Consider the following 12344-nt stretch of genomic DNA (forward strand, 5'->3'; position numbering starts at 1 on the left):
CGTCTTTTTTCTTTATTTTTGTAGCTTATGTCTGTTAAAATACTTGCAATAGAATCTTCCTGCGACGATACCGGAGCAGCCGTGTTGGTAGATGGTAAAGTCTTATCTAATAAAATTGCCAACCAGAAAGTACATGAACAATATGGTGGAGTAGTGCCAGAGCTGGCTTCCCGTGCACATCAGGAGAATATTGTGCCGGTAGTGGATATCGCATTAAAAACGGCTGGAGTGAAGGCAGAAGAATTAAGTGCAATTGCATTTACTCAATCTCCGGGTTTAATTGGTTCTTTATTGGTAGGTAGTTGCTTTGCCAAATCAATGGCTCTTGCGCTTAATATTCCTTTAATAGGGGTTCATCATATGCAGGCACACGTTTTAGCCAACTTTATTGATGATCCAAAGCCCGACTTCCCATTTTTATGTCTGACTGTTTCCGGCGGGCATACTCAGATTGTATTATGTGAAAGTCCACTTTCGATGAAAGTAATTGGAGCAACGTTAGATGATGCGGCAGGAGAGGCATTTGATAAAACAGCGAAAATACTTGGTCTTCCTTATCCGGGTGGGCCTTTAATTGATAAATATGCGCAAACGGGCGATCAAACAAGATTTAAATTCCCGGAGCCAAAAATACCTGGATTGGATTTTAGTTTCAGCGGGCTAAAAACTGCGATTCTATATTTCCTTCAGGAAAATCAAAAACAGAATCCTGAATTTATACAACAAAACCTGCACGACATCTGTGCATCTATCCAACAAAGAATTATTAGCATCCTTCTTAATAAAGTAGTTAAAGCAGCAGCAGAAACAGGCGTTAAAGATATTGCCATTGCCGGTGGAGTGAGTGCAAACAGCGGACTTAGAAAAGCATTGGAAGAATATGGAGTGCAACATGGCTGGCGCACATTTATTCCCAAATTCGAGTATTGTACAGATAATGCAGGTATGATTGCCATTACTGCATACTACAAATATTTAGCGGGTGATTTTGCAACTTTGGAAGCAGTGCCAACTGCACGAGCGGAGTTTTAATTGCTCGCAAAGAGTATAAGGATGTTTAAGAAGCATAAGTTTTATTTTAACTTCTTAAAACAGTATTTCCTTTGCCCCTCTGCGAGAAACAATGTTTTAATTGCTCGCAAAGAGTATAAGGATGTTTAAGAAGCATAAGTTTTATTTTAATTCCTTAAAACAGTATTTCCTTTGCCCCTCTGCGAGAAACAATGTTTTAATTGCTCGCAAAGAGTATAAGGATGTTTAAGAAGCATAAGTTTTATTTTAATTCCTTAAAACAGTATTTCCTTTGCCCCTCTGCGAGAAACAATGTTTTAATTGCTCGCAAAGAGTATAAGGATGTTTAAGAAGCATAAGTTTTATTTTAATTTCTTAAAACAATATTTCTTATGCTTCTTTGCTTCTTTGCCCCTCTGCGAGAAACAACGTTTAATTGCTCGCAAAGAGTATAAGGATGTATAAGAAGCATAAGTTTTATTTTATCTTCTTAAAACAATATTTCTTATGCTTCTTTGCTGCTTTGCCACTCTGCGAGAAACAACTACCGTTAATTGCTAAAATGCTATCTCTTTTCTTCACTGAATCGATTTAGCTTTATCGCGCCAAAAAATATCTAAAGGCATTTAGCTATGAAAAGAATTGTTGTTACTGCGTTATTAGCGCTATTTTTTGCCAACTTAAGCTTCGCTCAAGCACAATCAGCGCAAGTAGAATGGCGGAATCAAAAGTATTCCATGTTCATCCACTGGGGCGCTATTTACTCTACATTGGGTGGAGTTTGGGATGGCAAACCTGTAACCAGGGGGTATAGTGAGCAAATTCAAGCCCATGCCGGTATTTATAGTGATACCTATGCAAATGTTGCACGCCGCTTTCACCCTGAGCATTGGAATGCAGATTCCATCGTATTATTGGCAAAAGCTGCCGGTATGAAATCTGTTGTAATGACATCCAAACACCATGATGGTTTTTGTATGTTCCATTCGGCCTATACAGATTATAATGTTGTGGATGCTACTCCTTTCAAAAGAGATGTACTGAAAGAATTATCCGACGCTTGTCAACGTCATGGTCTTAAATTCGGTATGTATTTTTCATTGATCGACTGGCATTTCCCTCAGGCTTATCCTATTTCCAGCAATAATAGTGACCCTATTACGCCTGAACATCACGAGTATAATAAGAAGCAGGTAACTGAGTTAATGACCAACTATGGTCCGGTTTCTGAAATCTGGTTCGATATGGGATCGTTGACTGTTCAGCAAAGCCGTGACCTGGCCGATATTGTACATCGTTACCAGCCAGGATGTATGGTGAGTGGCAGATTAGGTAATGATGCCGGTGATTTTTGTGTAATGGGAGATAACCAATACCCTGATTATAAAATTGCTAGTGCATGGCAAACTCCTGCATCTGTTTATGATGAAACATGGGGTTACAGAAGCTGGCAGCAACATGGGCCGGTGGAAGAAAAAGCTCATGAAAAATTATTAGGTCTTATTAAAGTAGTAAGCCGCGGAGGTAATTATTTGTTAAATATCGGTCCACGTGGTGATGGTTCTGTAGTAGATTTCGAAGAGGATGTATTACTGAAAAATGGAGAGTGGCTGAAAGCTAATGGGGAAGCCATTTACAGCAGCACTGCCAATCCATTTGATACTACTTTTGCCTGGGGCGAAATAACTGCTAAACCAGGTAAGCTCTACTTACATTTATTAACTAATCCTGAAAATAATCAGATTGTTTTACCTGGTTTGAAAGGTAAAATCAGCAAGATCAATATTCTGGATAATGGTCAGACAGTTAAAGCAAAGATCAGTCAGAATGCCAATGGTACAACTATCCAACTTCCTTCGGACTTCAAACTAAAAGGTAAAGATGTTAGAGTATTGGCATTAACTTTTAATGGTGGTACAAACATTACTCCATTACACCTGATCAGCAAAGCAACTCTTTTGAATCGTTATAACGCAACACCATTATACAGCTTCTCAGGATCAGACTACGATAGTTATTATCGCAGCCAGGTAGGTAATTTATGGTCATTTACTTCAGCTCCTTCAGCTATCAAACTGGTGTACAGTGAAGAAGAAAAAGGTAAAACCATTAAACTGACTTTAAACGGTAAATCACAGGATGTACAACTGAACGGCGGACAACAGGTTACTTTGCCAAACAACCCGGGCAGCTTACAATGGGGTTCTATGTATACTGTTGGTCCATTCTGGTCGGGAGTTGATGGTGCACATGCCAGCCTTCAACAGATCGATCTTTCTCGTCCTTGGCCTAACAATAATAGTAAGCCATGGAAATTGATGAGTGATTGGAAAAATGATGTGGAAATTCCTGTGCAAATAGACAGATCACATGCTATGTATATTCTGCAGGAGATCACAGCACCAGAAGCCGGTCAGTATTTAGTTGGATTTACCAGTGGAGATGGAATTGCTGTATTTCTGAATGGAGAAGAGCAAATCGTTCATAATAATCCTGACAGAGGTGGAACACAAAGCGAAGTATTGTTGTTAAATTTGAAAGCAGGAAAGAACCAATTGGTAGCTAAATTCTATAACCGTTTTGCTAAAACATCGGTTGCTGGCATCAATCGTAATGTACCACAAGTGATGTATACACAGCCATTGGCGGTGAATCTGCCTACTGGTACACAAACTTTGGAATTGAGAGAAGCTAATCCGGTTTCCGTGCATCGTAACTTAAGAATGCCTAATCTGTCGATCTTATTAGGTTCAAAATAAATAATGGCAAATACCTTTTTTCAATTTAAGCAGTTTACCGTACACCAGGCGTTATGTGCGATGAAAGTATGTACAGATGCCTGTATACAAGGCGCGTATACTGCGAGGTATTTAAATCAAAATAACTTATCAGTACCGGCCATCCTCGATCTGGGAGCCGGTACTGGTTTGTTGAGTTTACTGTTGGCCCAGCAAACTACCTCTGATATAACGGCGGTGGAACTAGATCCCGGAGCCGCAAGGCAGGCCACTGAAAATTTTGCCTTATCTCCCTGGTCAGATCGTTTGCAACTCATGCAAACGGATATACGAAAATTGGAGGCGTCATCAACCTACAACTTCATAATTACCAATCCTCCATTTTATGAAGATGCACTAAAGAGTGGACAAGCCGAAAAAGACCAGGCTATGCATGCCACCAATTTAAGTTATAATGAATTGCTGCGTGCCATCAACAGTTTACTGGCTGCTGATGGAGAAATATCGGTACTATTGCCTTACCAGGCTTTTAATAGTTTTATGACATTGGCTCTGCAGTCAAATTTGTTCCTGAAACAAAGATTAGATATCCGCCAGACTACCAGTCATTCCTATTTCAGGACCGTTGGGATCTTTAGTCGGGTTGCCACGGGAACAGCGGTAGAAGAGTTATCTATCCATGATACATCTCGAAACTATACTCCTGAATTTATTGAATTGTTGAAGCCTTATTATTTATATCTCTGAATTTCCGGAAGCATAATCGTTCAGGTATTCGAAATATGAAGTAAGCTGCCCGTCTTTTGTGATGGTTGCTTTATCTATCATTTCATTCTGAGGCTCGAGCAGGGCTTCAAATACATATTTCATCAGCTGGTCACCAAAATACTGGGAGGCATCTCTTGGTAGTTCGTTAGGAAGATTGCCTACACACATCATATCTACTGTTTCTTTGAGATAAGGTTCTGTGCGTTGCATGGTTGCCTTATCAACTCCATATACCGGTTTTTCTATGGTACTATCACCCAGGTTGCAGGGGATAGATCCTTGTTCATCATCTGTAATATCTGCGATGACTTTGATATTGAAGTTTTCTTTTTTCAGGTCTTGTGCCTGGAAAAGGGGAGGAATATTATGATCCCAGTAAATACCATTAATCAGGATATCACTTACTGTTACATAAGGCAGAAACCTGCATTCATAGCTTTCGGGATGTTGGTGAAAGTCGCTCCGGCTGTATGTCTTATCATTTTTTCTCAGATAAAGCTCTCCGGCTTTTAACTGAGTATAAACCGGATAAGCATATTGATTGATGAGATATTCTTCTGGTGGAATGTATTTGATACCCAGTAATCCCATGATCTCCAGGGCTCCTGCAGCCACTCTTCCGGAGCCGGTAATGATAATCTTTATAGGAGGAAGCTTAATGCCGAAATAATGGCCTATAAGGGCCTGAAAATCGTGCATGGTATATACCCTCTTGAAGTGGAAGCTATGCGTTTTTTCGCCATAGGCCATTAATCCATTATGCGCACCAACGACGCCTGCAAAGAAACCAAAGCCGAGAATTCTTTGTCCATCCGGATGCACCAGGCATTCATAATCGACCAGCGTAATATTTTTTTGTAGGATAGCCTGCAACATTTTCTGGTTATGAGGTTGCTTTTTCTTGGTATGACTGAAAAAGAGATATGTTTTGCCTGGAATTAATTTTTCAGGAGGAATTTCTTTAATGCCAAATAAGATCTGGCAATTGGATAAATCTTCCTGCAGGGGAATTCCTTCCCGGCTATATTCTTCATCGCTGAAAGCCCGGATGGTGGAAGGTTGCACGTATATACGCACCTTAGGGAAGTGGTGCATAATCCACTGACATTGTTTTGGGGTAAAGGCAACGCGATTATCGTGGGGGTGTTTTTCTTCGCGAATCAGGCCTATATGTATGAGGTTCTCCATTTTTTGAAATTACGATATTTCCCTGAGCCAGAAGGAGGGACAGATTTGAGAAATTTTTAAAATAATTTTTTAAAGATGTTGGAGTTTCAAAAAGAGTACCTATATTTGCATCCCGTTTCGGCGGAATAGTTCTTCAAAGTATTGCCCAGATGGCGGAATTGGTAGACGCGCTAGACTCAAAATCTTGTTTTCGAAAGGGAGTGCAGGTTCGATTCCTGTTCTGGGCACCACAAAGGCTTGTAAGTATTTGACTTACAAGCCTTTTTTGTTTGTATGATTGTCAAATTTCTCCGCTTTTTCCCGCTTTCAACCACTATTGTTGACAAGCATTTGACAAGCAAAATGACAAGCAGAATTTTTCTTCTATCATGGCTACTACAAAGCATTCCACTCGTAGCCTCTTCACAAAAAAACAAACGTCAAACCAAAAACACAAGAAGAGCGAAATCACAATAGCGAAACGAAAAAATTGCTGGAGGAAAGAAGGAGCAGGCTATCAATTACTCGTCAGATTTTACGAAAACAGTATGACCGGTTAAAACCTGAGCAGAGAACAGGACTTGTTTTCAAATCACCTGATCTAAGAGCTTGTAATTATGCGTTGGAGGTCTGGTGTAAAAATGCAGGGATAACTGGCATTGCTATTTTATTGCAGGATAATCAGGTAGAAGCTGTAACTGTTGTAATGTTGATGGGGGTAAGTAAGATGAAGCATGTACTGGCTACATATAGGCACTTAAGACCGAAGAATGTAGAGGAGGTATTACGCAAGTTACCTATGCCAATTGATAGTAGTCAAGATGAATATCCGTTTCCCTGGGAGTGGAGCCAACAAATGAGTGTTATAAACACAGGAGGGCTTTGTCAATAGAGGTTTCGGGTTTTAACTGTTTTCTTAAAACCTGAAATATAATTGACGTAATTGTACTATTGTCAACTTTTTTTTTTATTTACCTTTAGCAAGATAATTAGTCCAAGCCATTGTTTTTTGGTTATCTGATCAGGCAAGCGTGTATTTTCTTTGTGGGCAATTATCATTAGTTAACCAGAAAGCAATTGTAAATTATATATTGCTGCCAACAGCAAACCTGAACATTTTTCTCTTTTAAATTACTGTGTAAGATTGAATGGTGTGGAAGTGACCGAAGATAATTACGCTTACTGCCGCGCCATGTTTGCCAATGTGTTCAGCGACTTCTATCTCTTCAGTGATGATGTTCAATTTCTTTAATCCCGTGCTGCGCGCAGATATCATCCGGTCCTGCCACCAATATTCATCTTTCTAACAAAAATTACTATATGCTATATTACCCTCTATTACCTGCTGAAAGAACTACTGTTAACCCATTTCTACGACATCTTATCAAAATATTACTGTTGTTGTTATTGCTTCTTCATTCTTCATTACAGACACTATACGCACAGGCGCCCGCAGCAGCTGATATCAGTGGAACCATTGTGAACAGCGAAGGCACACCCCTGCGCGATGCCGTAGTGTTGCTGAAAAGAACTGCCGACTCGGTTATTTATAAAACAGCCCTGAGCAATGAGCAAGGCGTTTTTGCCTTCAGTGCTGTAAAAACAGATAACTATTTTATAGAGATCAATATCCTTGGGTTTGAAAAATTGCGCCGCTATAATTTACAGATGAGCAGTGCCGCTATCTCACTCGGGAAACTACCGCTGCAGATCGCTTCAAATAATTTAACTGGTGTGGAAGTACGAGCCAGAATACCACTGATAGAACGACAGATCGATAAAACGGTGGTGAATGTAGAGAATAGCATCATCTCGGAAGGCGCCAACGTGCTGGAAGTGATGCAACGCTTGCCAGGCGTGCAGGTGGATCAGAACGGGGCGGTCGCCATTAACGGCAAAAGAGGGGTAATGGTATTTATGGACGGCAAAGCTGTGATGATGTCGCCGGAAGATATTGCGGACCAGCTCCGTGGGATGGCCTCTTCCAGTATTTCGAAGATAGAGATCATTGCCAAACCTGGCGCACGCTATGACGCTGCCGGCAGCGGTGGTATCATTAACATCGTCAGGAAAAAAGTGAAGAAGGAAGGCTTCAATGGTAGCGTGAATGCCGGTTTTGGGCAGAGCTACTACAGCAGGTATAATGCCGGTTTTAATCTCAGCTGGAGAAGCAAATATTATAATTTCTTCTTCAACGGGTCTTATCAGAACAATAAAAATTTTTTCATCAATCATATTACGAATGATATCCTGAACAATGACGGATCTGTTAAGACCAGGCAACATGCGGATAATGATATCACCCGCGTAACAGAGGCCTATAACCCGGCAATTGGCGCCGAGTTTTATTTGTCGAAGCGGACTACCTTGTCGCTCACGGGTATCGGTGGGCTTCAGTTAGCGAAGAACACGACTGATTCAAAGGCGGTTGATTATGACGGCAAATTGTCAACAGGTAGCCAGGATTTTAACAGCATCGTGCACGACAAACCCTTTAACTACACCCTGTCCATGCATCTGGCACACAAGATAGACAGTACTGGCAGGGAGATCTCCGGTGACCTGGACTACTCCAATTACTGGAGCCGGGCTAACCAGGACATCAAAAACCGTTATTACGATGTCAACAGCACACTTAAGAATGAGGAGAACAGTTTCTTCGATCAACACCGTAAATTGAATATCTATGCCGCCAAAATAGATTATATCCAACCATTGAAAAATAATGCCAGACTGGAATTTGGCTGGAAGTCGAGCTACGTGGATATCAAAAACGACAATAAATTCTTCAACAAGGTAGGCGGTCAGAATATCATAGATTCATCGAAGTATGATAATACATTGAACCAGGAGAACATTAATGCGCTCTATGTCAACCTTAATAAAGAATATGAAAAGCTGAGCTTCCAGGTGGGGCTGAGGGCAGAGCATACGTGGAATATCAATGAGCAGCAGGTGCAGCAATTCCGTCTGGAAAGAAACTATGTGCAATTGTTTCCGTCACTGTTTATTGACTACAAACTAAACAAGAACCAGACACTGAATATGAAGATCAGCCGGCGTACCGACCGGCCGGTATATTCTCAGCTCAACCCATTCCGGCGGCCGTTATCGCCGACACTGTTTTATGAGGGGAACCCTAATCTGCAGCCGCAGACCTCTGTGAACAGCGAGCTTACGTGGGCGTATAATAACCAGCTTTTCATTACCTTCGGCTATGATAATTTCCAGAACTACATCGGAACGGTGCCACGGCTGGACAGTAATCTGGTAACGATCACCCGTCTGCCGAGCAATATTCATGGTTCCTATTCTTTCAACTTCGATATAGTATATACGAAACAGTTATTGCCCTGGTGGAATACCTCCAACGCTATCTCTTTTTACCGCCAGGCATTCAAGGGTATGGAAGATGATTTTGTACTGAATAACAATGGTATCCTGTCTTTTAATTTTGATGCCAACAACACTTTTATTTTAAGTAAAACATTTTCTGCCGAGTGTAGCTTCAGGGCGGTATCGAAACACCGGGTGATCGCTACTACTTTCGGTGGCTATTACATTCTCAGTGCCGGTGTCAAACAGATGGTGTTTGGCAACAAAGGATCGGTGGCGCTCAAAGTCACGAATATTCTGCAATCAGAAGATGAGGGATCTACCTACGGTTATAAAAACCTGAATCAGTATTGGCTGATCAACTTTTATTCGAGAGCTGCTTCGATCAACTTTACTTACCGCTTCGGGAAAGGTAAAGCGCCGAAAATGCGTACAGAAAGCGGTTCCGCTGATGAACAACAGAGATCAAGAGGTGGGAGTAACTAAACCATTTGTGAAAAAAATTATGAAACAAATAAAAAAGATCAACAGCAGTGCCCTGTTTCCAATGGTGGCGCTGATCGTTCTGGTATTTGCGTTCTAACAGCAGACGTTTGAGGTGCCACCGCTGGGTAAGCTGTTGGACCCTTTTGTCTGTGCCGTGCAAAACGAAGAGTAGCAGAAGGATGGACTATTGCAGCTGCATGCCGGCAATTTTCCCATCCTATGTTTTTGTGAACCTTAATAACACTCAGGAATATTTCTCGGCGATTGATGCTGATGGTGCTATGAGTTATGTTAAAATGGGTAAGCTTGCATACCGCGTACCACAGACGGTGATAGACAGTTTGAATATCGTGGTAGGACAGGGAGAAAACTTGGCGGTTGCTACCGATCATTATCTGCCTGATGAAATAGTTTTCATTCAGAATTGGCCATTAACCGGGTTGTCTTGCGAAGTAATTAAACACAGTGGAAAAACAAAGGTCCTTGTAAGGGTATATATATTGAACAGAAATGTAATTGCTAATATGTCGCTGCAGATGTTGCAAAATTATTGGTCAGCTGGCATAGACGCAAAGCAGCAGCAGACGCAGAGAAAATAAGAAAGCATAAAAGAGCGAAATTGATGATAATGGTTTATATTATAATATGAGTATACCGGAAAATCATCAATCCTATCATGATTACTAAAATAGACTAATTCACCCAGTTCCTGTTATGCTGCTGAAAAAAATCATCTGTAGTGAAACTGGTAATGATTACACTATAGTAATTCTTCGAAGTATTTGCACGAAAATGTTTCTATCGAGATCCATGAATTCAAATTTTTTGGGATTGTCTGGACAGATCGACCATTACAGTAGAAGTATAAGAAAATATGTAATTAAAATATTATATGAAGAATTCTGAAAAACAGTTTATGTTTAGATTTTATATCAGATTCTTATAAGGCATTTCAGGTTATCTAGTGGCGTAATGGAGCAATTGCAAAGGTCGTGTTTAAGCCAAAGAGTACGACTGACTTTAAGATTGTAAACGAGGTGAAACAGCTGCTCCATCAGGCGAGTGGTAATTATATTCAAAAAAAACCAGTATTAGTAATATAGAATTGTTTTGGAACATTATTCCAGTCTGGAACAATGAATGATCTTTTCTTTTTCAAAAAATGGAAATGAAAATATAGATATTCTTTTTTCTCATTAAAATTAAACAATTTGCCATTGTTCCAGCTAAGTGTGTCATTCCACTCGCTGAAATTCCCTTGATTATCTAACTTATTTTGCTCAAGTACAAGATTTTCGAAATAGATTTTCAGAGAATTTGTCTTCTCTAACCGCTTTACCACATGTGTCATGCTGTCTATTTTAGCAGGGATTGCTGTAATTGGAATACCTTTTAATAAATGTTTCCAAATCGAATTGCATTCATCAAAAGAGAAAATAGTATTGCTTTGAAATACATATTTATAATGAGTGCTTTCAGTAAACAGATTATTTACTTTCGAACAATTTCTAAAGATGGTAAAATGACCTGTTAGGTACTCCTTTTTTGCTGTTATTATATCGTATTCATTCAGAATATTAACGTTTATAAAGGCTTTTAGATTTCCCAATATTAAATCGATATCCAATATTCCCCAATATTGAAAATCTTTAATATAATCTTCGAATATCAATCCATATGCTGGTTTGAGATCACATATTTTGTATGGTTCTGTAATTTGAATATTAAATCCTAATTTTAGAGAGGCTAGACTATTGAAATCGTTTAGCGTAAATGCATTGAAATAAATATTATTTGTTTCAATAGTAACTGGATTGTCAGAGAAAAAGATAAATGAAAAGTCGGAGTTATATGAGCATGTTTTGATAAATATATTAAACCACCTAGGCAATTTGCCAAAGTATGGGATAATAAAAGCAACTTTGGGAAAGATCATTACTTATTGTGTTAATTGTTCCTTCAGATTATTAGTAATTGTAACAGCAATCCATTTGGCAAAAGAGGTACTGTTTATATCGGGCAGATTCAAATGATATTGTAGCATAGATAATATGATATTGTAAGAGTCCATTAAGGATGCATCATTAAAATGCTTACGTAAAAGACTTTTCCACTCAGATATCCAAATTAAAGAGCTGTCTTCTTCCCAAACTTCAAGATAGATTTCATTAATAGCAGGTAAATTTTTTTCATATACTTTTTCTATATAGCCAGATATTTTATTTTTTTCACTTTCTTTAAAAAAGTATCTTTCCTGGTATCTGGACTCCACAGTCGCTATAAGCTGGTTAATAGTATTAATTATTTCTTTATTATCGCCTGTAAGTTTAATCTTAAATAAAACAAATAACAGATAAATTGTAAATGAAAAACAGGTTTCTTCTTCTATCAGATCTTCCTCAAATTCTTTTAGTATTAATGCCGAAATAAATGTCTGTACATCTATATATTGGTCTTGCCACTCTTCCATTACATCTGGAAGGTTAATATTTTCTACTATTGAATTATTGGGATAATTCATAAAAAATTGCTTGATTGGATGAGCTATCTCCTTTGTCTCAGATGGTTTTTCGGTTAAATAGGTCTGGAGACTTTTCCTGATAAAATCCATAAATTCATCTATAGTAAAAGCATTTATTCTGAAAGACAAGCGAATATTATCTCCTTTGTCGGTATTACAATACAGCAATACAGATTCAATTGCATCCCCATTTCGGACCTTAAGTTCTTTTAATAGAGGATTCAGGCAGTTCCGAAAAAATAAGTGCCATTCTGCCTGGTTATAATATACTGATAAGTTGACGATATTTCTTCGTAAGTCATTCATAACAATTAGGT

Annotated in this window: 9 protein-coding genes and 1 tRNA gene; 7 read left to right on the forward strand and 3 right to left on the reverse strand. The window is 39.2% G+C overall.

From position 1 onward, the window contains the following. Nucleotides 1-27: 27 nt before the first annotated feature. The 3 genes from tsaD (at nucleotide 28) to DVR12_RS03550 (ending at nucleotide 4496) form a co-directional block, all read left to right on the forward strand. Nucleotides 28-1032, forward strand: a complete 1005-nt coding sequence (gene tsaD, locus DVR12_RS03540; RefSeq protein ID WP_116974064.1) for a tRNA (adenosine(37)-N6)-threonylcarbamoyltransferase complex transferase subunit TsaD — start codon at nucleotides 28-30, stop codon at nucleotides 1030-1032. 611 nt (nucleotides 1033-1643) lie between these two features. Next, complete coding sequence (locus DVR12_RS03545; RefSeq protein WP_116974065.1) at nucleotides 1644-3770, forward strand: alpha-L-fucosidase; 2127 nt, start codon at nucleotides 1644-1646, stop codon at nucleotides 3768-3770. Between the two features lie 3 nt (nucleotides 3771-3773). Then, the gene (locus tag DVR12_RS03550) at nucleotides 3774-4496 is read left to right on the forward strand and encodes a tRNA1(Val) (adenine(37)-N6)-methyltransferase (protein WP_116974066.1); all 723 of its coding nucleotides are present in this window, start codon (nucleotides 3774-3776) and stop codon (nucleotides 4494-4496) included. On the opposite strand, the gene DVR12_RS03555 is transcribed toward DVR12_RS03550, so the two are convergent. Further along, nucleotides 4485-5705: an NAD(P)-dependent oxidoreductase gene (locus DVR12_RS03555; RefSeq protein WP_116974067.1), complete on the reverse strand. Its 1221-nt coding sequence runs from the start codon at nucleotides 5703-5705 to the stop codon at nucleotides 4485-4487. The two genes, DVR12_RS03550 and DVR12_RS03555, sit on opposite strands and share 12 nt — an antisense overlap. A gap of 143 nt (nucleotides 5706-5848) precedes the next feature. Here DVR12_RS03555 and DVR12_RS03560 point away from each other — a divergent pair. From DVR12_RS03560 to nusG, 4 genes are all read left to right on the forward strand, one after another. Then, nucleotides 5849-5935, forward strand: a tRNA-Leu gene (locus tag DVR12_RS03560). A gap of 239 nt (nucleotides 5936-6174) precedes the next feature. Then, entirely contained in the window at nucleotides 6175-6576 is a 402-nt protein-coding gene (locus tag DVR12_RS03565; RefSeq protein ID WP_116974068.1) for a hypothetical protein, read from the forward strand. Between the two features lie 428 nt (nucleotides 6577-7004). Further along, nucleotides 7005-9506 (forward strand): outer membrane beta-barrel protein, encoded by a 2502-nt coding sequence (locus DVR12_RS03570; RefSeq protein ID WP_116974069.1) that lies wholly within the window; start codon nucleotides 7005-7007, stop codon nucleotides 9504-9506. Nucleotides 9507-9703: 197 nt separating this feature from the next. Then, nucleotides 9704-10105 carry a transcription termination/antitermination protein NusG gene (nusG, locus tag DVR12_RS03575; RefSeq protein WP_147323401.1) on the forward strand — a complete coding sequence of 134 codons (402 nt, stop codon included), beginning with the start codon at nucleotides 9704-9706 and terminating at the stop codon, nucleotides 10103-10105. A gap of 476 nt (nucleotides 10106-10581) precedes the next feature. Here the strand turns inward: nusG and DVR12_RS03580 are convergent, their stop codons facing one another. Together DVR12_RS03580 and DVR12_RS03585 are read right to left on the reverse strand one after the other, a co-directional pair. Further along, nucleotides 10582-11442 (reverse strand): DUF6625 family protein, encoded by an 861-nt coding sequence (locus tag DVR12_RS03580; RefSeq protein ID WP_116974071.1) that lies wholly within the window; start codon nucleotides 11440-11442, stop codon nucleotides 10582-10584. A gap of 3 nt (nucleotides 11443-11445) precedes the next feature. After that, nucleotides 11446-12333, reverse strand: a complete 888-nt coding sequence (locus tag DVR12_RS03585; protein WP_116974072.1) for a hypothetical protein — start codon at nucleotides 12331-12333, stop codon at nucleotides 11446-11448. Between the last annotated feature and the right edge of the window lie 11 nt (nucleotides 12334-12344).

The sequence above is a fragment of the Chitinophaga silvatica genome, assembly GCF_003419895.1.
In the GTDB taxonomy this organism is placed as follows: Bacteria; Bacteroidota; Bacteroidia; order Chitinophagales; family Chitinophagaceae; genus Chitinophaga; species Chitinophaga silvatica.